This is a genomic window from Caballeronia sp. ATUFL_M2_KS44, from assembly GCF_023630965.1.
Lineage (GTDB): Bacteria > Pseudomonadota > Gammaproteobacteria > Burkholderiales > Burkholderiaceae > Caballeronia > Caballeronia concitans.
In genome coordinates this window covers 253326-274825 of sequence record NZ_JALQEA010000020.1, presented here as the reverse complement: position 1 = coordinate 274825, position 21500 = coordinate 253326, and the positions used below count along the sequence as shown (strand labels likewise).

Genomic DNA, 21500 nt, shown 5'->3' with positions numbered 1-21500 from the left:
AAAGTGACCCCCGCCCCGGGGAGGGGCGTGCTAATAGACCGACGCGAATAAAAACTCCACGAAAAGCGAAGCAAACAAACCCGCCCCCAACGCCGCACGGCAAAAAACCCGTTCATCCCCGCGTGCCACGCGAAATCTCATGTCCTGCATCGCGCGCCAGCCGCGCAGTCACCGGCATCGAGAGAAACGAAAAAAGCCCGACGACAGCAAATGCAGGCCAAAAGTCCGACCATCGCACCGACGCGTGTCCATTGAGCGATTGCGAAAGCTCGAGCGTGATCCCCGCGATCGTGACGCCCAGCCCCAGCGATACCTGCTGCACGAAGCTGGCAAGACTCGTCGCCCGCCCGACATCGCGCGTCTCGATCTCCGCATAAGCGAGCGAGTTGAGCGAAGTGAACTGCAGCGCCGGAAAGAACCCGCCGAGCAGCACGACCGACCAGATCACCCACGTCGGCGTGCCCGGAAAGAACGCGCCGCACGCCGCGATCGCAATCCCCGACAACGCCGCGTTGTACAAAAGCGTCTGCCTGAAGCCAAAGCGATGCAGCACCCGCGACGCCAGCGATCGCATGAACATGCCGCCGAACGCCGAAGCACACGTGATCGCGCCGGACTTGAACGCCGTCATGCCGAGCCCTTCCTGCAACGCCAGCGGCAGAAGAAACGGCACGGCGCCAAGCCCGATGCGAAAGAGCGATCCACCGCCGACACTCGCCTGAAACGTCGGCACGCGAAAGAAACGCAAGTCGAGCAGCGGACGTTCGGCGCGTCGCGCGTAAAGCACGTACAGCACGACCATCAGCGCGCCCACGGCGCACATCGCGAAGGCGACGCTCTGCGGCACCAGCTCGCCGCCGACCAGCGACAGCCCGAGCAGCAGCAACACGCCCGCGCTCGCCGAAAGAAAGAAGCCGAACCAGTCGAGCCGGCCCGGATGCTCCTCGCGCGTGTCGGCGATGTATCGATTGGTCAGGTAGATGCCCGCGATACCGATCGGAATGTTGATGAAGAAGATCAGACGCCAGTGCAGATACGTCGTGATGAAGCCGCCCAGCAAAGGACCGGCGGCGGGTCCGAGCATTGCAGGCACCGACAGGTAGTTCATCGCGCGAATGAACTCCGAGCGGCGCACCGAACGGAAGATGATGATGCGTCCGACGGGTACCATCATCGCGCCGCCGACGCCCTGAATGAAACGCGCGACGGTGAAGGCGCCAAGCGACGTCGACGCCGCGCACAGCAGCGAGCCGACCACGAAGATGCCGATCGCCGTGCGGAACACGACGCGTGCGCCGAAGCGGTCGGCCACCCAGCCGCAAATGGGAATGAACACGCCCAGGCCGAGCACATAGCTCGTGACGGCAATCTTGAGTGTGACGGGATCGCGTCCGAACGCGCGAGCCATTTCAGGAATCGCAGTAACGATGACATTCGCGTCGACGCTTTCCATGAACATCGCACACGCGACGATGAGAGGGGCAATGAAAGCTTTGACGGCGAGCGGCATCAGGGAGCGCGATCATCATGGCGGGAGGAGCGGCGATTATGGCACCGATATGGAGCACCTGCCGACCACTCGCGCCGCGCAATGTGATGCGATGAACATACACGAGGAGTGAAGCAACGATGGACCCGCAAGACCTGCAACGTCTCGTCACGCAGACGATGCCCTACGGCAAGTACAAGGACCGGCTGCTCGCCGACTTGCCCGGCCACTATCTCGCATGGTTCGCACGTGAGGGTTTTCCTGCAGGCAAGCTCGGCGCATTACTCGCGCTCATGCACGAGATCGATCACAACAACCTGCGTTCTCTGCTCGATCCGCTGCGACGCTGATGCTTTTTCGTGCTTGCGCATCGACGCTATAGGTTGTATGGGGCCGCAACGGCGGACACAATATCTTGTAGAAAACAGCGCGCGGATGCTAAACTTCGGCAACGAATTCGAAGCGCGCGGCGGCCAGCGAAGCGACGTGCTTGAGCCACTCGCGCGGCGTGTGCGAAGCGCTCGAAGGCAATCGAAGATGGCGTGTGCGACATGCCGCTTCATCGCCGATGACATCGCATGAATCACGAAGCGAAGTCGCATGAGCGTCACCGCGTCGATCAAGCATGCGAATCATCGCGAGCCGCACGCCGACACATGCTTCTCTTGCGTCGCCCCTTCGCTTCGAAGCATTTCCGTCACCGGCCGCGAAGCCTCACGCGGCAAGGCTGTCGAAGCATCGATGCAACGCAGTAGAGCACGCAGTAAGCACGCATCGAAGCCTTCGATGACAGTCGATGAGGACCGCTTCACACTCGTCTCATCGATGCTCGCAACACGCGTCGCACACATAGCTTCGAGCCAAGTGTTGTATGCAGGTAGCAACGCTGAACCTCAAACGATAGAAAACGAGAATTTTCATGAGCAAGCTCTTTTATCGCTCATGAAAAGATGGTACAAACCGATCTAAATTGATGGTGAGAATTTATGCTCAACTGGGATGACGAGACCACTGCCGTAGCTCCCTCGAGCGCTTCGCAACAGAACCCGTTGCGCAACGCTCAAGGCACGACTTTCGGTACGCAAGCAGCGCATGCTGCTGATCATCAAGCGACCCATCAGACTGCTCAGTCGAACTCGACGAACATCTTCTCGGACGGCTTCGTTCCGCCCGCAGCCGCTACGCCGTCCGCCGGCGCCATCGCCGCACAGAGCGAAGCGCGCGTCAATGTCGCCGACAAGCGGATCATCAACGGCAAGACCGACGTCAATCAGCTGGTCCCGTTCAAGTACAAGTGGGCGTGGGAAAAGTACCTCGCCGGTTGCGCGAACCACTGGATGCCGCAGGAAGTGAACATGTCGCGAGACATCGCCCTGTGGAAAGATCCGAACGGCCTGTCCGACGACGAGCGCCGCATCGTCAAGCGCAACCTCGGCTTCTTCGTGACGGCGGACTCGCTCGCCGCGAACAACATCGTGCTCGGCACGTATCGTCACATCACCGCTCCGGAGTGCCGCCAGTTCCTGCTGCGCCAGGCATTCGAAGAGGCGATCCACACGCATGCGTATCAGTACATCGTCGAATCGCTCGGTCTCGACGAAAGCGAGATCTTCAACGCGTATCACGAAGTCAAGTCGATTCGCGACAAGGACGAGTTCCTCATCCCGTTCATCCAGACGCTGACCGACCCGGCCTTCACCACGGGCACGCTGGAAGCGGACCAGAAATTGCTCAAGTCGTTGATCGTGTTCGCCTGCATCATGGAAGGACTGTTCTTCTATGTGGGCTTCACGCAGATTCTGGCGCTGGGTCGCCAGAACAAGATGACGGGCGCGGCGGAGCAGTATCAGTACATCCTCCGCGATGAATCGATGCACTGCAATTTCGGCATCGACCTCATCAACCAGATCAAGCTGGAAGAGCCGCAACTGTGGACCGCCGAATTCAAGGCCGAAATCCGCGAGCTCTTCAAGGAAGCGGTGGAACTCGAATATCGCTACGCTGAAGACACCATGCCGCGCGGGGTGCTCGGCCTGAATGCGTCGATGTTCAAGAGCTACCTGCGCTTCATCTGCAATCGGCGCTGCCAGCAGATTGGCCTGGACCCGCTCTACCCGAACGAGGAAAACCCGTTCCCGTGGATGAGCGAAATGATCGACTTGAAGAAGGAACGCAACTTCTTCGAGACACGCGTGATTGAGTATCAAACCGGCGGCGCGCTGACCTGGGAATAATAAAAATCCAGGACGTGTTGCAGACGAAATCGATGGGACGGCCTGGCAGCGGCGTGACACTCACGCGCGCCTGGCCGACAAGGTTTAGGAGAACGGTCGCCTGATGCAAAGTGCGCCTACTGAACTGGCGGACCGAGTGGTCCGATCTGAAGACAGGCGTTTTGCGTTCCCTTCAAAGGGATGGGCAAACTTCCCCCCGGAAAACGCCAGCGGCAAGCTCGCTGGCTCGATCAAGCGATGGGCGGCGCGCGGTATCGGCGCTGACTTAATTTGGCGCGCGGTGCCTTGGGGCACGGCGCGCCTTGCCGTATTCATTAGCGTAAGCAGGTGGGATCAGCGTACGCCGATGAATAATCCGCTTCGTAGCGTGTGCCCCGAGAGCCTCCACGCGGGAAGCGGGTTTTGACGAAGGGTGTTGTTTGAACTGACTCTCATCTGAAAACCTGAAGGAGAAAAACCATGGCAGTTGCCAAGAAGAAACCCGCCGCGAAAAAGGCTGCAGCTAAGAAAGTCACCGCCAAGAAGGCGGCCGCTCCGGCGAAGAAAGTAGCAGCGAAGAAGGTCGCCACGAAGAAGGTTGCAGCAAAGAAAGTCGCAGTGAAGAAGGTTGCTGCGAAGAAGGCAGCGCCGGCCAAGAAGGCGGCAGCAAAGAAAGTGGCCACCAAGAAAGTAGCCGCTAAGAAGGTCGCAGCGAAGAAGGCGCCGGCGAAGAAGGCCGCTGCCAAGAAGGTCGCAGCGAAGAAGGCGCCCGCTAAGAAAGCCGCAGCGAAGAAGGTCGCCACCAAGAAAGTAGCGACCAAGAAGGCAGCCGCGAAGAAGGCGCCGGCGAAGAAGGCAGCCGCGAAGAAGGCGCCTGCGAAGAAAGCGGCCGCGAAGAAGGCTGCTGCCAAGAAGGCCCCCGCGAAAAAGGCTGCTGCGAAGAAGGCCCCCGCGAAGAAGGCGGCGGCGAAGTCGGCTTCCGCTCCTGCTGCGCCCGCTGCGCCTGCTTCCGCTTCGGCTGCCGCTCCTGCGGCTGCGCCCGCAGCGAAGAAGGCCGCGCCTGCAGCAAAGAAGGCTCCGGCCAAGAAGGCTGCTGCTGCAAAGAAGACGACGGCTGCCGCTCCTGCAACGACGGCAACGACCGTCTCGACGCCCGCTCCGGCTGCTCCGGCCGCTGCGGTCAAGACGGCGCTGAACCCGGCAGCGGCATGGCCGTTCCCGACGGGCAGCCGCCCGTAAGCGTCGGTACAAGCGGTACGCATCGCCACGGCACACTTCGATGTGCCTTAAGACCGGGTAGGCCTACCCGGCCTCGACCCGTCGCCGGGGCAACCCGGCGGCGGGTTTTTCGCTTCGGCGAACGAAGCGACTCTGCCTCGCGCGCGAACGCGCATCGCAAAGAAAAAGCGCATGCGTCTTTCGACACATGCGCTTCTGTCAGTCGCCGAAGACCCGCTGCGGATTCTTCGGCTGAATACCTCGATGCCTAGTGCGTCACGCGCGTCACGCCGCCGCTCGACAGCAGGCGAACCCGCTCGCCCGCCTGGAACACTTCGCCGTTCGACGTTTGGGTGATCGCGCGCATGTCGCCGTTGTCCAGGCGCACGGTGATTTCCAGCCCGTTCTTCGTCGCGACGCTGTTCTCGACCGCATTCCCCGCCACCGCGCCCGCGAGACCGCCGATGATCCCCGCGATGATCGACCCGTTGCCGCCGCCGATCGCGCTGCCCGCCGCGACGCCGCCGAGCGCGCCGCCGCCGATGGCGCCGAGGCCCGTCGGCTGGCCGTTGTTCGAGCTGATCTTCACGCCGCGCACGCTTTCGACGGTCGCCATGCGCACCGTTTCTTCGCGCTGCGCCTGCGACGCCGTGTAGACGTCCGGCGAACTGCTGTTGTAGGCGCAGCCCGTCAGCGCGACTGAGCCGATGAGCGCTGCTGCCAGCACGATGCGACTTACCGTTTTCATCCCTTTACTCCAATCATCCACGCAGTCACGACAGGCTGCTTCCAAACGCCTGCCTGAACCGTTCTTCGATTTCGGTGCGCGTCGGCGCGTAGGTTTGCGGGCCTTGATGCTCGATCTTCAACGCACCCATCAGACTCGCGAGACGCCCCGTCTTTTCCCAGCCAAGCTTGTTCTCGATGCCGTACAGCAACCCGCCTCGGAACGCGTCGCCGCAACCGGTCGGATCCACGACCTGCTGCGCCTTCACCGCCGGCACCTCGAGCACGCCGCCTTCATGATAAATCTGCGCGCCATGTTCGCCGCGCGTCACGATGAGGGCATCGACACGGCTCTTGATGTCTTCGATCGACCAGCCGGTCTTGTTGCTCAACAACTTGGCTTCGTAATCGTTGACCGCCACGTATGTGGCAAGTTCAATCATGCGACAAAGCTCTACACCTTCAAGGATAGGCAATCCTTGACCCGGATCGAAGACAAAAGGCACGCCCGCGCGCGCCAGGCCGTCCGCGTGCTCGCGCATGCCGCGGGCGCCGTCCGGAGCCACGATGCCGAGCGAAATGCCCTGCGCTTCGTCGGCGCGATTGAGGTGCGATTCCATCATCGCGCCGGGGTGGAAGGCGGTGATCTGGTTGTTCGCGAGATCGGTGGTGATGAAACATTGCGCCGAATGCTGCTCGGGCAGCACGCGCACGTATTCCTTCGACAAACCGAGCGCATCGAGCCGGTCGATGTAAAGCTGCGCGTCCGCTTCGCCGAGCGTCGCCATGATCTTCGGATCGCCGCCGAGCAGCTTCAGCGCATACGCGATGTTGCCCGCGCAGCCGCCGAAGTTGCGCCGCATCGTCGGCACCAGGAAGCTGATGTTCAGCATGTGCACCTGGTCCGGCAGGATGTGGTCGCCGAAGCGGCCCTGGAAGGTCATGATGTTGTCGTAGGCGAGCGAGCCGCAGATGAGCGTAGCCAAGGCGAACGTCCTTTTAGTTTAGGTGCCGAGGAAGAGGAGGCGCATACGGCGCGCGGCGGCGGTTGCTTTCCAGATTCGAAGCGTTGCCGCGCCCCGTATGCGGACCGCCGTGGCGGTCCGGTCATGCGATTACTTCAGCGCGGACAATGCTGCGTCGTAGTTCGGCTCGGTCTTGATTTCCGGCACGAGCTCCGAGTGCAGCACCTTGTTGTTTTCGTCGAGCACGACGACCGCGCGCGCCGTCAGTCCCTTGAGCGGACCGCTCGTCACGTCGACGCCATACGACTGCGCGAATTCATGTCCGCGAAACGTCGATGCCGTCACCACGTTGGCGAGGCCTTCCGTCGTGCAGAAGCGCTTGGCCGCGAACGGCAGATCGCCCGAGACGACGAGCACGACCGTGTTGTCGAGCTTGCCGGCGGATTCGTTGAACTTGCGCGTCGAGGTGGCGCAGGTCGGCGTGTCGAGGCTCGGCACGATGTTCAGCACTTTGCGCTTGCCCGCGAAGCTCGCGAGCGAAATGTCGCCGAGGTCCGTGCCGACGAGCGTGAATTCCGGTGCCTGCTGTCCTGCGCTCGGGAACGTGCCGCTGACTTCGATGGGGTTGCCGCCGAGGGTAACTTGACTCATGTTGCGCTCCAGAGAGGTGTCAGATGCTGACGGGAAAATGCACTTGGCGTCGCGAACGCGCCGGCGAAGATGCGCCGATGCGCGATCACGGATAGAAGACCTGAACGCGATAGTTCGCGGCGACGGCGTCGCCGGTATCGAGCCGCACGACGACCGGCTGCGCGCTCTGCGGCGGAAGGCCGATGGCGAATATCGTACCCGGTCGCGCGTAATCCTGCGGCCACAGCACGCGGCGGACGGCGACCTCGTTCTTGTCGTCGAGCAGCGTGAGTTCCAGCGCCGGATACGCGAGCGCGACGTCCGCGCGATTGCGCAGCATCAGCTTGAGTTCGAGCTTGTGGGGACCGTCGACCTGACGCAGTCCCGAGCTTTCGATCTGCAGCCCCGCGATATAGCGCGGCGGCGAGAACGTGCAGCCGGTTTCGATGCACACCTTCGCGTACAGCGCGCGCGTGCCGGGCATGTAGACCATGACCGCTTCGCGCTGCCACCACGCGAGCTGCACGAAGAACAGCAGCGCGAGCACGAACGCCAGCACGTAGCCGGCGGCGATCAAACCCTTGCGCCCGGGGCTCGGCCGCTGCGCTGCGGGGCGCGATTCGCGCATCACCGGGAAGGCTTCGTTGGCGCTCGGCGCGTGCGCGGCTCCCGGTGCGGACGGCCTGGCGCCGAAGCCGGGTTCGTCGTCGTCACGCCAGGCGGGAGCGGGCTCGGGCGGCGGGGCGGGGCGCGCGGGCGGTGCATCGGCGTTGCCGTGAACCGGTCCGATGAACGGTTCCGCGCGATCGTCGACGGGATTCACGAAGCGCGTCGACGACGGCGGCTCCGGGCGCGGCGGCGGACGCTTCGCGGGATCGTCGTGCGGCGGGCTCACGCGAACGAACGGCTTGCGTCGATCGTCGGCGGGCGGCTGCACGGCCGGTTCGTTGGCGGCATCGTTACGAACGGGACGCGACGACGCGCCAGCGAATGCCGGCGCGTTCGCATGAAGCGTGGGGTCGTCGTCTTCGTCGGCGGGAGGGGGCGTGGACGGCTTGCTCGCGGCGCGGTTGCCCAGTTCCAGCGGGCGGGGCACGGCGAGCGTGGGTGGTTCCGTGTCGGCGTCGTTCGTGCGCGATAACGTGGACGGGCCGACCGCGACTTCATCGTCGATGATGGCGGCGTGCTGCGCTTCGCCCGCTGCGGCCGCGTCGTCGGGAAGCTCGAAGCGATGATGCGCGGCATCGAATACTTCCTGACAGTGGCCGCAACGCACACGGCCATCATGCGGCGCGACCAGATGCGGGTCGAGCCTGAATACGGTTTCGCAGTGTGGGCAGCGGGTTGCCAGCGCCATATGAAAGTGCCAATGGCCTCGCGGCCGCGTCGTGAACGATGGCGCTATTCTAAAGGCTTTCGCGCCGCGTCCCGGCGAGGCAGACCCAGCCTTCGTGGTCGCGCCAGACGCCGATATCGATCCAGCGCGCGTACACCGCCGCGACCTCGTCGGCCTGTCGCGCGAGGATGCCCGACAGCGCGATGCGTCCGCCCGGCTTGACCTTCGCGGCAAGCATCGAGGCCATCAGCTTGAGCGGATTCGAGAGAATGTTCGCGACGACGATATCGAACTCGCCGGCGGGACATTCATCCGGCAGTCCGTAGGTGACTTCCGCGCGATTGCGTTCGCTGTTCTGGCGCGCGGATTCGACCGCTTGCGGATCGATGTCGATGCCGAATACGGGATCGGCGCCGCATTTCTTAGCAAGGATCGCGAGGATGCCCGAGCCGCAGCCGTAATCGAGCAGCGACTGCCCCGGCTGCACCGATTGCTCCAGCCACTCCATGCAAAGACGCGTGGTCGGATGGCTGCCCGTGCCGAACGCGAGGCCGGGGTCCAGTTCGAGCACGAGCGCGGACGGATCCGGCGCGTCGTGCCACGACGGCACGACCCAGATGCGCTGGCCGATGGGAATCGGCTCGAACTGCGCCTGCGTCAGACGCACCCAATCCTGTTCCTCGACTTCGCGCACGCTGAACGCGGGCGTCGCGGTGAGGCCGATCTCGTTGGCGGCTGCGGCGAGCAGCACGGCGGGATCGGCGTCTTGCGCGAGCAGGGCGACGACGCGCGAGCGCTTCCACGCGCTGCGCTCCGGCGTGAGGCCGGGCTCGCCGAAGAGCGGCTGCTCGTCGGGCGTGTCGGCGTCGGCGTCTTCGACGGACACCGACAGCGCGCCGATTTCAAGCAGCGCATCCGACAGCGCTTCGGCGTGCTCGCGGTCCAGCTCGGCGATCAGTTCCCGGTAACTCATGCTCGTGTCTCTATCGAACTCAGGACTCTTCGGCGACCGCCGCCTGGCGCGCGGCCAGCTTGTTCTCGAGGTAGTGGATGCTCGTGCCGCCCTCGACGAACTTCGCGTCGATCATCAATTCGCGATGCAGCGGAATGTTCGTCGAAATGCCTTCCACGACCATTTCCGACAGCGCGATGCGCATGCGGTTGATCGCCTGCTCGCGCGTCGCGCCGTACGCGATCAGCTTGCCGATCATCGAATCGTAGTTCGGCGGGACGAAATAGCCGTTGTACGCGTGGGAATCGACGCGGATGCCCGGGCCGCCCGGCGCGTGCCACGACGTGATGCGTCCCGGCGACGGCGTGAACTTGAACGGATCTTCCGCGTTGACGCGGCATTCGATCGCGTGGCCGCGAAACTGAATGTCCTTCTGGCGGAACGCGAGCTTCTCGCCGGCGGCGATGCGAATCTGCTCCTGCACGATATCGACGCCCGTGATCAGCTCCGTCACCGGATGCTCGACCTGCACGCGCGTGTTCATTTCGATGAAGTAGAACTCGTTGTTCTCGTACAGGAATTCGAACGTGCCCGCGCCGAGATAGCCCATCTTCTTGCAGGCGTCGGCGCAACGATCGCCGATGCGGTCGATCAGCCGCCGCGCGATGCCCGGCGCCGGCGCTTCCTCAATCACCTTCTGGTGGCGGCGCTGCATGGAGCAATCGCGCTCGCCGAGCCAGATGGCGTTGCGGAACGAATCCGATAGCACCTGAATTTCGATATGCCGCGGGTTCTCCAGGAATTTCTCCATGTAGACCTGCGGATTGCCGAACGCGCGGCCCGCTTCTTCGCGCGTCATGTTGACCGCGTTCACGAGCGCCGCTTCCGTATGCACGACGCGCATGCCGCGTCCGCCGCCGCCGCCCGCCGCCTTGATGATGACGGGATAGCCGACCGCGCGCGCAATCTTCACGATCTCCTTCGGATCGTCCGGCAACGCGCCTTCCGAGCCCGGCACGCACGGCACGCCGGTCTTGATCATCGTCTGCTTCGCGGTGACCTTGTCGCCCATCAGGCGAATGGTTTCGGGGCGCGGCCCGATGAACGTGAAGCCCGATTGCTCGACGCGCTCGGCGAAGTCGGCGTTCTCGGAAAGGAAACCGTAGCCGGGATGGATCGCTTCGGCGTCGGTGACTTCGGCGGCGCTGATGAGCGCCGGCATATTCAGATACGACAGGTTCGACGGCGCCGGTCCGATGCACACGGCTTCGTCGGCGAGCTTCACGTACTTGGCTTCCTTGTCGGCTTCCGAATAGACGACGACGGTCTTGACGCCCAGTTCGCGGCACGCGCGCTGGATGCGAAGCGCGATTTCGCCGCGGTTCGCAATGAGGATTTTTTCAAACATGGCTGTGGGTCGGCTCATCAACGGGCACGCGCGAGCGGCCCTCGGGATTCGAATCGGCGGCGCGCGCGTCCGGATTGTTCCGGATGGCGTGCGCCGGCGCGGTGAAGCCGGGCGGACCGGAGCGAAGCGTCCGGCGCACGGCCCGACGCGCTTAGTCGCCGATCACGAAGAGCGGCTGGCCGTATTCGACCGCCTGACCGTTCTCGACGAGGATTTCCTTCACGACGCCGGACTTGTCGGCTTCGATCTCGTTCAGGAGCTTCATCGCTTCGATGATGCAGATCGTCTGGCCTTCCTTCACCGTATCGCCGACCTGGACGAACGGGTCCGCGCCCGGCGACGGCGCGCGGTAGAACGAGCCGACCATCGGCGAGGTCACGATGTGGCCTTGCGGCGCAGCGGAGGCGGGCGTCGCGGGCGCGCTCGCGCCGGCATCCACGCCGCCGGAGAAGCTCGGCGCGGCCGGAGCCGACGCTTGCGGCGCGTACTGCTGCGGCGCCTGCATGTAGACCGGTGCTGCGTTCTTGACGATGCGAACCTTGCCTTCGCCTTCCGTCACTTCCAGCTCCGAGATGCCGGATTCCGAGACGAGGTCGATCAGCGTTTTCAGTTTACGAAGGTCCATCGAAAAATCCCCTTTCAATACTTGGAGACCGGGACTGCCCGGTGCTTGACTTGATTTGTGGGTGTTCTGACTGTCAGCCGCGAGCCGGCGCGGCCAGCCGTGCGGCGTACGCATGCGCGCGGCGCATCGGTGCGCCCGTCCATGCGCCGGCGACAAAATCGGCGGAGTCGATCGGCACGTCGGCGGCGTTCGTCGTGAACGCCTCCGCGTGATCGCTTTGAAGCGCGCGCCCGAACGGCACGCGAGCAGTCACATCGCACGCGGCGCGGCAGCCGGGGCCGCTTGCGCGGCTATCGGCTTCATCGGCTGCATGGCCTTTCGGCACCGGCGGAATGATCATGGTCGCTTCGGGTTGTGCGGAATTCGGCGCACTTTAGCGCCTTTTAGAGAATTTTGTCTAGTTTTACCGTGCAGACGTCGAAAACGGGACGGGACAATTTACCGGCATTGTCGCGCCCGAAGGACGAAGTTCCCGCAAAAGCACGCTAAATTGCTGCTTACTTATGCAAAACACGCGCCAACGAGCGGCGATTTTTTACAGCGCGTCGAGCGTGCGCTTCAGCTCCGCTTCGTTGACTTCGCCGAGTTTTGTCGACCGAACGGCGCCTTTTGCGTCGATCACAACGGTAAATGGCAACCCGCCCGCGTTGTTGCCGAAACTCCGCGCAAGATCCGCGCCGCCGAAGCCGGTCACGTAGACGGGGTAATCGACTGGGACTTTCTTCAGGAAGTCGTTGACATTCTTCTCGCTGTCCACGCCGAGGCCGATGAACGTGATGCCCTTTTTCTGATACTCGCGCTGGATGGCCGAGAGCGTCGGCATTTCCTTGACGCACGGGCCGCACCACGACGCCCAGAAATTGACGACGACCGGCTTGCCCTTGAAGGCCGCGAGCGGCTGCGACGTGCCGGCGGCGGCGGGCGGCGTGATCTTCCACAACTGATCGACCGCGCCGGTGTTCGGCGTGGCGGCTTCGGTATCGACGCCGGTGAAGGTGTGGCCCGCGTAAAAACCGCCGATCGTCGCGGCGATTGCGACCGCGAGAGCCGCCAGGATGCGTTTGCTGTTCATGAAGATGAGAATTTTGTGAGATTCATCCGCCGATTTCGAGCGGCGGACGATCGGAATGGCCGGGATCGTCGAGCAACGCGCGCACGGCCGCCGCGTTCGCGCGCGCAAGCCGTCCGCGTCCGTCGGCACGCACCGCGCCGCGCAGATCGTCGGCGCCGTAGAGCGCGATATGCACGCCGATCGGCTCCTCGCCGCGCTCGCGAATCAGAAAGCTCAGCGTCTCGACATAGCCGCGCCCCGCGAAGTGCCGCGTCTCGGAGACGTCGTACTGAATGTTGGCGTTCAGCAGGTAAATGGCGACTTCCTTCGGGTTGTCGCAGAAGCATTGCAGATGGATGTCCGAATGCTCGCCTGCCGTGCCGTTGAGCACCGCGCCGGTCAGATACGGATCGAAGGGCTTGAGCCGCTCCATCCAGTCGAGCGCGGCCTCGCGCATGCGGCGCAGGACGGCGGGCTGGCTGTCGCTCTGGAAAATCGCCTGATACTCGCGAATTTCCTCTTCGATCTGGTCGTTGTCGGGCAAGAACTCGCCGCCGATCTTCGCCTCGCCGACGACTTGCCGCGCCGCCTTGCGCTTCGCGGTGGAGTAGTCGAGGCCGTCTTCGGCGATCATTCTCGCTGCCGCGATCGCGATTTCCTCGCGCACGCGCTGCGGATCGATGTGTGATTTGCGAACCATTGGGGAATCATACTAGATAACGCCCGGCGGCCTTTGCGGCCTGCAGGCGCGCTGCAAGGCGGCCGGCGCGCTCGGTTACAATATGCGCCTCCAGGCGCGTTCCTGCACGAATTTCGTCGCCGAGCGCCCGTCTCTCTTTTCCGCACTTCATCGCCCGCGCGGCGCGACACGGTTTATGCACATCCACATCCTCGGCATCTGCGGCACCTTCATGGGCGGTCTCGCCGTCCTGGCTCGGGAAGCGGGCCACAAGGTCACCGGCTGCGACGCGGGCGTCTATCCGCCGATGAGCACGCAACTCGAAGCGCAGGGCATCGAACTGATCGAAGGGTATGGCGTCGAGCAGTTGTCGCTCGAGCCGGATCTGTTCGTCGTCGGCAACGTGGTGTCGCGCGGCAATCCGCTGATGGAAGCCATTCTCGATCGCGGCCTGCCGTACACGTCCGGTCCGCAATGGCTCGGCGAGCACGTGCTGGCGGGCAAATGGGTGCTCGCGGTCGCCGGCACGCACGGCAAGACCACGACAAGCTCCATGCTCGCGTGGCTGCTCGAAGACGCCGGCATGAATCCCGGCTTCCTGATCGGCGGCGTGCCGCTCAACTTCGGCATTTCCGCGCGTTTGACGGATTCGAGCTTCTTCGTCATCGAAGCCGACGAGTACGACACCGCGTTCTTCGACAAGCGCTCGAAGTTCGTCCACTATCGGCCGCGCACGGCGGTGCTGAACAATCTCGAATTCGATCACGCGGACATCTTTCCGGATCTCGCCGCCATCGAAACGCAATTCCATCATCTCGTGCGCACGGTGCCGGGCGTCGGGCGCATCGTCACGAACGGGCGCGAGAACGCGCTCGAACGCGTGTTGTCGCGCGGATGCTGGTCGGGCGTCGAACGATTCGGCGTCGACGGCGGATGGCAGGCGCTGCCCGCGCGCGACGGCGAACCCGTCGACGAGCAGTTCGCCGTGTATTGGGAAGGCGAGCGGCTGGGCGTCGTCGAATGGCAGGTTCAGGGCGAGCACAATCGCATGAACGCGCTCGCGGCGATCGCGGCGGCGCGCTCGGTCGGCGTGCCGGCGTCGCAAGCGGTCAAGTCGCTCGCGAGCTTTCGCAACGTCAAGCGGCGCATGGAAGTGAAGGGCAGCGTCGACGGCGTCACCGTCTACGACGACTTCGCGCATCATCCGACCGCCATCGAAACCACGGTCGCGGGACTGCGCACGCGCATCGGCAATTCGGGTCACGCGCGCGTGCTCGCCGTGCTGGAGCCGCGTTCGAACACCATGAAGCTCGGCACGATGAAAGCGCAGCTGCCCGCGAGCCTCGCCGGCGCGGATCTCGTGTTCGGCTACGGCGCGCGCGATGGCCGCGACAAGCTCGGCTGGGATCTGGCCGAAGCGCTTTCGCCGCTCGGAGACAAGGCGCAGGCGTTCAACGACATCGAACCGCTGGTCAAAGCGGTCGCAGCCGCCGCGCGCCCCGGCGACCACGTGCTCGTGATGAGCAACGGCGGTTTCGGCGGCGTGCATCAGAAATTGCTCGACGCGCTGTCGGCGCGTCCCAACCCGGGGACAACCGCAAGAGGCCCCGCGTGATTCTCTACCTGCACGGCTTTCGCTCGTCTCCCCAATCGTTCAAGGCGCGCATGATGCGCGCGCGCCTCGCGGAACTCGGCCGGCTGAGCGAATGGCAGTGCCCGGTGTTGCCGGTCTCGCCGCGCGAGGCCATCGCGCTGGCGGAAAGCATCGGCGGCACGGTCAATCCGGACGATGTCACCGTCGTCGGCAGTTCGCTCGGCGGCTATTACGCGACGTGGCTCGCGGAAAAGCACGGCTGGCGCGCGGTGCTGCTCAATCCCGCCGTGATGCCCGACGTCGATCTCAGCGCGTATCTCGGCGATCAGCCTTTGTGGCACGGCGGCGGCAGCATCACCGTGTTGCCGCGCCATCTCGACGAACTGCGCGCGCTTCACGTCGATGCCGTCACGCGCCCCGAGCGCTACTTTCTGATTGCCGCGACCGGCGACGAAGTGCTCGACTATCGCGCGATGCTCGCCCACTATCCCGGCGTGCGCACGACATTGATCGAAGGCAGCAATCACGCGATCAGCGACTTCGCGGACCATCTCGCCGACGTGCTCGCGTTCTGCGATCAAACGCCGCGCGCAGCGCTCGCGCCCGCGGCCGCGTGACATCCATTCATACGCCGGCGCGCGCGCAGCGAGCCGGTCCACCGTCTTACGAGAGTATTGAGTGAACGTTTTCTTCGAGGAATCGGGTAGTTTCAAGGCCGGCTCGGTCTTGTCGAAACAGGGCGACGCGTTCCAGGTCGAGTTGCCGGGCGGACGCCGCGCCAAGGTGCGCGCGAAGGACGTGCTGATCGAATTCGAGAAGCCCGCCGCCGGCGATCTGATGCAGGAAGCCGACGCCATCGCGCAGGAAATCGATCTCGATTTTCTGTGGGAATGCGCGCCCGACGAGGAGTTTCCGTTCGCCACGCTCGGCGCGGATTATTTCGGCGACAAGTTCGGCCCGACCGAACGCGCGGCGCTCGTCTTGCGCATGCACGGCTCGCCGGTCTATTTCCGGCGCAAGGGACGCGGGCAGTATCAGCGCGCGCCGCAGGAACAGTTGCAGATGGCGCTCGCGTCGCTGGAGCGCAAGCGTCAGCAGGCGCTCGTGCAGGCGGGCTACGAAGAGGAACTGAAGGCGGGCAAGCTGCCCGAGGCGCTGAAAGGCAAGGCCATCGGCCTGTTGACGAAGCCGGACAAGAATTCGATCGAATACAAGGCGCTCGAAGCCGCCGCCGCCGCGCGCGGCATTTCGCAGGCGCGGCTGATGCTCGAATGCGGCGGCATCGCGTCGGCGCGGGCGCTGCACGAAGCGCGCTTCCTGTCGGAGTTCTTCCCGCACGGCATCGGCTTTCCGGCGGTGGAGCCGTCGCCGTTGCCGGATGATTTGCCCGAGGCGAACGTCCAGGCGTTTTCCATCGACGACGTCACCACCACCGAAATCGACGACGCGTTCTCCGTCGAACATCTCGCCGATGGCCGCGTGCGCGTGGGCATCCACATCGCGGCGCCGGCGCTCGGCATCGCGCGGGGCGACACCATCGATTCGATCGCGCGCAGCCGTCTGTCCACGGTCTACATGCCCGGCGACAAGATCACGATGCTGCCCGACAACGTCGTCGAGGTGTTCACGCTCGGCGAAGGCGGGCTGCGTCCGGCGCTGTCGCTTTACATCATCGTGAATCGGGAGACGCAGGACATCGTCGCGACGGAAACGCGCGCCGAACGCGTCTTCGTGAAGAGCAATCTGCGGCACAACCATCTCGACGAGCACGTCACCGAGGAAAGCCTCGCCGCCGGAACGGGCGACTATCCGCACAAGGAAGACATCGCCGTGCTGTGGCCGCTCGCGCAGGCGCTCTTCGAAAAGCGCCAGCAGGCGCGCGCGACGTTCGGCCTCAAGCGCGAAGTGCAGCGCAACAACGACTTCAACTTTTATGTCGATGGCGAGCACATCACCATCACGCCGCGCCGCCGTGGATCGCCGCTGGATCTGATCGTCGCCGAACTGGCGATTCTCGCGAACTCGTCGTGGGGCGCGTTCCTCAACGATCACGGCGTGCCGGGCATTTATCGCTCGCAGCGCGGTTTCGGCGGTCCCGGCCCCAAGCGCACGCGCATGCAGACGACGCCCGCGCCGCACGAAGGTCTCGGCGTCGCGCAATACGCGTGGAGCACGTCGCCGCTGCGCCGATACGTCGATCTCGTCAATCAGTGGCAACTGCTCGCGTGCGTGCAGCACGGCGTGACCGCGAAGCTCGCCGCGCCGTTCAAGCCGAAGGACGCGGACCTGTTCGCCGTCGTGCAGGGTTTCGACGATACCTACACCGCGTACGCCGATCATCAGCGCCGGATGGAGTATTTCTGGTGCCTGCGCTGGCTCAAGCAGGAGAACAAGCGGCACGTTCCGGCGTCGGTGGTGAAGGACGATCTCGTGCGTCTCGAAGAGATTCCGCTGATCCTGCACGTGCCGGGTCTCGGCGTGCACGCGCGCGGCACGCGCGTGATGCTCGAAGTGGTGTCGATCGACGAGCTGACCGTCGAGGCATCGTGCCGTCTGCTGAACGTGATCGACGCGCCGTCCGCGAGCGCGCCCGTCGAAGAAGACGAAGCGGAAGAAGAGATCATCGAAGCCGACGATCTCAGCGCGCAAAGCGAAGCCGAAGCGCAGGCGGAAGCTTCGGCGGAGCAGCCTCAGCCGGAATCGCCCGGCAACGCGGAGGAACCGGCGGCATGAAAGACCAGTACGCAGTGATCGGCAATCCGGTCGAGCACAGCAAGTCGCCGTGGATTCACGCGCGCTTCGCCGAGCAGACGGGCGAGCCGGTCGAGTACGGCCGCATTCTCGGGCCGCTCGGCGGCTTTGAGGCGGCGGTGAAGACCTTCATCGCGTCGGGCGGGCGCGGCATGAACGTGACCGTGCCGTTCAAGCTCGACGCCCACGCCTTCGCGAATTCCCTGTCGCCGCGCGCGGCGGCGGCGGGCGCGGTGAACACGCTTTCTTTCGGCGATGACGGCGTGCGCGGCGACAACACCGATGGCGTCGGCCTCGTGCGGGACATCGAAGTCAATCTGGGCGTGAGCCTGAAAGACGCGCGGATTCTGCTGCTCGGCGCGGGCGGCGCGGCGCGCGGCGTCGTGTTGCCGATCTTCGACCGGCAGCCGGCGGCGCTCACCATCGTCAATCGCACGGCGGCGAAGGCGCACGAACTCGTCGAACAGTTCGCGGCGCGCGCAAAGGAAAGCGGCGTGCGCTTCGCGGGCGGCGGCGCCAAGAGCGCGGAAAAAGCGCGCTACGACGTCGTCATCAACGCGACGGCCGGCAGTCTCGACGCCGCGCTTCCCGAATGCGACGACGCCGCGTTCGGCCCCGGCACGCTCGCCTACGACATGATGTACGGCCCGAAACCGACTGTCTTCATGGAGCACGCCGAACGCTTGGGCGCGCGCGCAGCCGACGGTCTCGGCATGCTCGTCGAGCAGGCGGCCGAATCGTTCTTCATCTGGCGCGGCGTGCGCCCGGACGGCGGCGCGGTATTGCGCGAATTGCGCCAGACGCTGGCCGCGAAAGCCTGATGACGACCGCGCCCGCTCCGAGCCACACGTCGCCGCCGCGCGCGCGGCAGACGCGCCGGGGCGTCCGGTTGGGTCCGGCGCGATGGATCGGCTACGCGGTATCGGTGTTCGTCATCGCGGTCATCGCGACGCAACTCTATTTCTTCGTGCAGATCGGCATCTGGACGAAGCTCGATCCCGGCTCGACCGCCTTCATGCGCGCCGACGCGTGGACGCTCGCGAAGACGCGCCCCGGCACCGCGCTGCAACGCACGTGGGTGCCTTACGACCAGATATCGCGGAATCTGAAGCGGGCGATCATCGCGTCGGAGGATGCGAACTTCGTCAACAACAACGGCTACGAAACGGACGCGATCCTGCAAGCGTGGGAGAAGAACAAGGCGCGCGGGAAAATCGTCGCGGGCGGATCGACCATTTCGCAGCAGCTCGCGCGCAACCTGTTTCTATCGCGGGAAAAGAGCTATGTCCGCAAGGCGCAAGAGTTGGTCATCACGTGGATGCTCGAATTCTGGATGGACAAGCAGCGCATCTTCGAGATCTATCTGAATTCGGTCGAGTGGGGCAACGGCGTCTACGGCGCGGAAGCGGCGGCGCAGTATTACTACAAGACATCGGCGGCGAAACTGACGGCGGGACAAAGCGCGCGCCTGGCCGTCATGCTGCCGCGCCCGAAGTATTTCGACGACCATCGCAACTCCGCGTATCTGTCGGCGCGCTCACGCGTCATCGCGCGGCGAATGGGCGCGGCGGAATTGCCCGAATGATATTTAGTCTGCGTCGCTAAACATATTAAAGCCCTGATTAATCAGGGCTTTTTCGTTTTTGGCCGGCTTTCATCTGTCAGCTTGGTTCCCATTATGTGAGCGTGTCGATCACATATTGAATTATCGAGATAGGCGGACCTACAATCCGTGCAGGCTTTCGATGGATGCGCCACGAAGCCCGAGCGCGTGCGCCACAGACACGCGCCCATAAGAACAAATTCGGAGACACGTCATGCATTCGATCGCTTGCCCGCGCTCGCGGGTTGCGTTGCACGATTCATCTGTCTTGCGCGCGGACCCGCGCCATCTTTCGCAAGCGCCTGAGCTTGCGCACGCTGCGTGACCTGCGAGGGCGACGCGACATGACCGACGACTCCACCAGCGCCAGCACCAGCGCCACCGACGCGCGCGCGAAAACTTCCGCCCACGGCCAGTCTCACGGCCGCGATCCCGACGCCATCGCGCTGCCGAGCGCGCTCGTCGACATCACGCCGCAGCAGGCCGGCACGCAGACGCTTCTGCGCGGACTCGCGATTCTCGAAGCAGCCGCGAACGGCGCGCGCGATTTGCGCTCGTTCAGCGCCGCGCTCGGCACCACGCGCAGCACGACGCACCGGCTCGTCAGTTCGCTCGTGCAGGCGCGCTATCTGCGGCAAGTGCAGGGCGGCTATCTGCTTGGGCCGAAGCTGATCGAACTCGGCACGATCGCGCTCGAACAGATGCCGCTCACCACGGTCGCGCGGCCGTATCTGCAGTCGCTTGCGCAGCATACGCACGACACGATTCACCTCGGCGTGCGCGACGGCGACGACGTGCTCTACATCGACAAGATTCCCGGCACGCGCGGGCTGGAGATGCGCTCGCGCGTCGGGCACCGGATGCCGCTGGCATCGACGGGCATCGGCAAGGCGATGATGCTCGACCTCGAAACGAACGCGTGGAAGAAGCTGCTGGAAGCGTCGCATCGCGCGCTCGCACGCACGAGTTTCAAGCCGGACAACCGGCCGGATGTCGGCACGTTCGTGCAGCGCATGACGCGCTATTCGCAAGGCGGCTACACGTTCGATCTCGAAGAAAACGAAGCGTCGATCCGCTGCGTCGCCGCGCCCGTGCGCGATGCGTCGGGCGCGATCGTCGCGGCGCTGTCGGTGGCGAGCACCATTCCCTATATGCCGGAAGAGCGCATGGAAGAACTGATTCCGGTCGTGCAGCGCGAGGCGCGCGCGATCTCCGCGGAACTCGGCTGGCGTGCGCCGCAAAGCAACCGCAGGATCAAGCGATGACCGCGCCCACGGCCGCACCGGCGCTCGTCGCGCTGGACTGGGGAACGACTTCGCTGCGCGCGTATCTGCTCGGCGCGGATGGCGTCGCGCTCGACACGCGCGGATCGTCGGCGGGAATCATGAAGCTGCCCGCAGGCGGCTTCGAAGAGGCGTTCGAGGAAACCTGCGGCGCGTGGCTCGCCGCGCATCCGCCATTGCCGGTGCTGGCCGCCGGCATGGTCGGCAGCGCCCAGGGCTGGGCGGAAGCGCCTTACGTCGAAACGCCCGCCGATGCGAACGCGCTCGTGGCGGGCATCGTCGAAATCAAGACGGCGCGCGGCGTGACGGTGCGCATCGTGCCGGGCGTGCTCGAACGCGGCATCTTGCCGAACGTGATGCGCGGCGAGGAAACGCAGATTTTCGGCGCGCTGGCGAGCGATGCATCGCTGAACGCGGAAGGCGGCGCGCTGATCGGCCTGCCGGGGACGCACGCGAAGTGGGCGTTCGTGCGCGAAGGGCGCATCGAGCGCTTCTACACGTTCATGACGGGCGAAGTGTTCAGCGCGCTGCGCGATCACACCATTCTCGGCCGCACGATGCAGTCCGAAGCGGCGTCGGATGCGTCGGCGTTCGAGCGTGGCGTCGATACGGCGCGCGATGCCGGTCATCCCGGCGTGCTCGCGACCATCTTCAGCACGCGCACGCTCGGCCTCACCGGACAACTCACGCCCGGGCAGCAGCCGGATTATCTGTCGGGGCTTTTGATCGGCCACGAACTGCGCGGCCTGTCCGAAGTGCTCGCGCGCGATCAGTCGTCGCTGGCGGGGCGAACGCTGCGGCTCATCGGCAACGATGCGCTCTGCGACCGCTACCGCGCCGCGCTCGCGCGCTTCGGCTGCCAGGACGCCCGCACCGTCGCGCACGCCACGGAACAGGGCCTTTACCGAATCGCCGTGCAAGCCGGGCTCGTGACGGCGCCCGCGCGCACGGCCTGAGCAGTACGCGAACGAGGAGCA

The 21500-nt window shown here is 64.7% G+C and carries 23 protein-coding genes and 1 pseudogene; 13 read left to right on the top strand and 11 right to left on the bottom strand.

Translation table 11 applies throughout. From position 1 onward, the window contains the following. Nucleotides 1-112: 112 nt before the first annotated feature. On the bottom strand, nucleotides 113-1510 hold the full coding sequence (locus NCR39_RS11425) for an MFS transporter (RefSeq protein WP_250452289.1): 1398 nt from the start codon (nucleotides 1508-1510) through the stop codon (nucleotides 113-115). Here NCR39_RS11425 and NCR39_RS11420 point away from each other — a divergent pair. From NCR39_RS11420 to NCR39_RS11400, 6 genes and pseudogenes are all read left to right on the top strand, one after another. Next, nucleotides 1428-1622: a hypothetical protein gene (locus tag NCR39_RS11420; RefSeq protein ID WP_250452337.1), complete on the top strand. Its 195-nt coding sequence runs from the start codon at nucleotides 1428-1430 to the stop codon at nucleotides 1620-1622. The two genes, NCR39_RS11425 and NCR39_RS11420, sit on opposite strands and share 83 nt — an antisense overlap. A gap of 7 nt (nucleotides 1623-1629) precedes the next feature. Continuing rightward, nucleotides 1630-1839 carry a DUF3820 family protein gene (locus NCR39_RS11415; RefSeq protein WP_250452288.1) on the top strand — a complete coding sequence of 70 codons (210 nt, stop codon included), beginning with the start codon at nucleotides 1630-1632 and terminating at the stop codon, nucleotides 1837-1839. Between the two features lie 250 nt (nucleotides 1840-2089). Further along, nucleotides 2090-2458 carry a hypothetical protein gene (locus NCR39_RS11410; RefSeq protein ID WP_250452287.1) on the top strand — a complete coding sequence of 123 codons (369 nt, stop codon included), beginning with the start codon at nucleotides 2090-2092 and terminating at the stop codon, nucleotides 2456-2458. A 17-nt stretch (nucleotides 2459-2475) separates the two neighbouring features. Then, nucleotides 2476-3723 carry a ribonucleotide-diphosphate reductase subunit beta gene (locus NCR39_RS11405; RefSeq protein WP_250452286.1) on the top strand — a complete coding sequence of 416 codons (1248 nt, stop codon included), beginning with the start codon at nucleotides 2476-2478 and terminating at the stop codon, nucleotides 3721-3723. A gap of 103 nt (nucleotides 3724-3826) precedes the next feature. Continuing rightward, nucleotides 3827-4151 (top strand): annotated as a pseudogene (locus tag NCR39_RS29770) (hypothetical protein). Between the two features lie 31 nt (nucleotides 4152-4182). After that, on the top strand, nucleotides 4183-4941 hold the full coding sequence (locus NCR39_RS11400) for a histone H1-like repetitive region-containing protein (protein WP_250452285.1): 759 nt from the start codon (nucleotides 4183-4185) through the stop codon (nucleotides 4939-4941). Between the two features lie 247 nt (nucleotides 4942-5188). On the opposite strand, the gene NCR39_RS11395 is transcribed toward NCR39_RS11400, so the two are convergent. The 10 genes from NCR39_RS11395 to NCR39_RS11350 form a co-directional block, all read right to left on the bottom strand. Further along, nucleotides 5189-5668, bottom strand: a complete 480-nt coding sequence (locus NCR39_RS11395; protein ID WP_040051212.1) for an outer membrane lipoprotein — start codon at nucleotides 5666-5668, stop codon at nucleotides 5189-5191. Between the two features lie 25 nt (nucleotides 5669-5693). Next, nucleotides 5694-6632, bottom strand: coding sequence for a carbohydrate kinase family protein (locus tag NCR39_RS11390; RefSeq protein WP_040051211.1), 939 nt, complete (start codon nucleotides 6630-6632; stop codon nucleotides 5694-5696). Nucleotides 6633-6761: 129 nt separating this feature from the next. Beyond that, nucleotides 6762-7262 carry a thiol peroxidase gene (tpx, locus tag NCR39_RS11385; protein ID WP_250452284.1) on the bottom strand — a complete coding sequence of 167 codons (501 nt, stop codon included), beginning with the start codon at nucleotides 7260-7262 and terminating at the stop codon, nucleotides 6762-6764. Between the two features lie 85 nt (nucleotides 7263-7347). After that, the gene (locus NCR39_RS11380; protein ID WP_250452283.1) at nucleotides 7348-8598 is read right to left on the bottom strand and encodes a DUF3426 domain-containing protein; all 1251 of its coding nucleotides are present in this window, start codon (nucleotides 8596-8598) and stop codon (nucleotides 7348-7350) included. A gap of 49 nt (nucleotides 8599-8647) precedes the next feature. Next, nucleotides 8648-9550, bottom strand: a complete 903-nt coding sequence (gene prmA, locus NCR39_RS11375; RefSeq protein WP_250452282.1) for a 50S ribosomal protein L11 methyltransferase — start codon at nucleotides 9548-9550, stop codon at nucleotides 8648-8650. Between the two features lie 19 nt (nucleotides 9551-9569). After that, entirely contained in the window at nucleotides 9570-10937 is a 1368-nt protein-coding gene (gene accC / locus NCR39_RS11370) for an acetyl-CoA carboxylase biotin carboxylase subunit (RefSeq protein WP_087128626.1), read from the bottom strand. Nucleotides 10938-11088: 151 nt separating this feature from the next. Beyond that, complete coding sequence (gene accB, locus NCR39_RS11365) at nucleotides 11089-11562, bottom strand: acetyl-CoA carboxylase biotin carboxyl carrier protein (protein ID WP_250452281.1); 474 nt, start codon at nucleotides 11560-11562, stop codon at nucleotides 11089-11091. Nucleotides 11563-11635: 73 nt separating this feature from the next. After that, nucleotides 11636-11902 (bottom strand): hypothetical protein, encoded by a 267-nt coding sequence (locus NCR39_RS11360; RefSeq protein WP_250452280.1) that lies wholly within the window; start codon nucleotides 11900-11902, stop codon nucleotides 11636-11638. Nucleotides 11903-12097: 195 nt separating this feature from the next. Beyond that, nucleotides 12098-12634 carry a TlpA family protein disulfide reductase gene (locus NCR39_RS11355; RefSeq protein ID WP_250452279.1) on the bottom strand — a complete coding sequence of 179 codons (537 nt, stop codon included), beginning with the start codon at nucleotides 12632-12634 and terminating at the stop codon, nucleotides 12098-12100. A gap of 22 nt (nucleotides 12635-12656) precedes the next feature. After that, nucleotides 12657-13313, bottom strand: a complete 657-nt coding sequence (locus NCR39_RS11350) for a UDP-N-acetylmuramate--alanine ligase (protein ID WP_250452278.1) — start codon at nucleotides 13311-13313, stop codon at nucleotides 12657-12659. A gap of 175 nt (nucleotides 13314-13488) precedes the next feature. Here NCR39_RS11350 and mpl point away from each other — a divergent pair, with 175 nt between their 5' ends. The 7 genes from mpl (at nucleotide 13489) to NCR39_RS11315 (ending at nucleotide 21479) form a co-directional block, all read left to right on the top strand. Then, complete coding sequence (gene mpl, locus NCR39_RS11345; RefSeq protein ID WP_250452277.1) at nucleotides 13489-14907, top strand: UDP-N-acetylmuramate:L-alanyl-gamma-D-glutamyl-meso-diaminopimelate ligase; 1419 nt, start codon at nucleotides 13489-13491, stop codon at nucleotides 14905-14907. Then, nucleotides 14904-15503 carry a YqiA/YcfP family alpha/beta fold hydrolase gene (locus NCR39_RS11340; RefSeq protein ID WP_250452276.1) on the top strand — a complete coding sequence of 200 codons (600 nt, stop codon included), beginning with the start codon at nucleotides 14904-14906 and terminating at the stop codon, nucleotides 15501-15503. Before mpl ends, NCR39_RS11340 begins: the two co-directional genes overlap by 4 nt. A gap of 61 nt (nucleotides 15504-15564) precedes the next feature. Then, nucleotides 15565-17619 (top strand): ribonuclease catalytic domain-containing protein, encoded by a 2055-nt coding sequence (locus NCR39_RS11335; RefSeq protein WP_250452275.1) that lies wholly within the window; start codon nucleotides 15565-15567, stop codon nucleotides 17617-17619. After that, nucleotides 17616-18458, top strand: coding sequence for a shikimate dehydrogenase (gene aroE / locus NCR39_RS11330; protein ID WP_250452274.1), 843 nt, complete (start codon nucleotides 17616-17618; stop codon nucleotides 18456-18458). The genes NCR39_RS11335 and aroE overlap by 4 nt, the downstream gene beginning before the upstream one ends. Continuing rightward, nucleotides 18458-19222 (top strand): monofunctional biosynthetic peptidoglycan transglycosylase, encoded by a 765-nt coding sequence (gene mtgA / locus NCR39_RS11325; RefSeq protein ID WP_250452273.1) that lies wholly within the window; start codon nucleotides 18458-18460, stop codon nucleotides 19220-19222. Before aroE ends, mtgA begins: the two co-directional genes overlap by 1 nt. A 362-nt stretch (nucleotides 19223-19584) precedes the next feature. After that, nucleotides 19585-20505: an IclR family transcriptional regulator gene (locus NCR39_RS11320; protein WP_250452272.1), complete on the top strand. Its 921-nt coding sequence runs from the start codon at nucleotides 19585-19587 to the stop codon at nucleotides 20503-20505. After that, nucleotides 20502-21479, top strand: a complete 978-nt coding sequence (locus NCR39_RS11315; protein WP_250452271.1) for a 2-dehydro-3-deoxygalactonokinase — start codon at nucleotides 20502-20504, stop codon at nucleotides 21477-21479. Before NCR39_RS11320 ends, NCR39_RS11315 begins: the two co-directional genes overlap by 4 nt. Nucleotides 21480-21500: the final 21 nt, after the last annotated feature.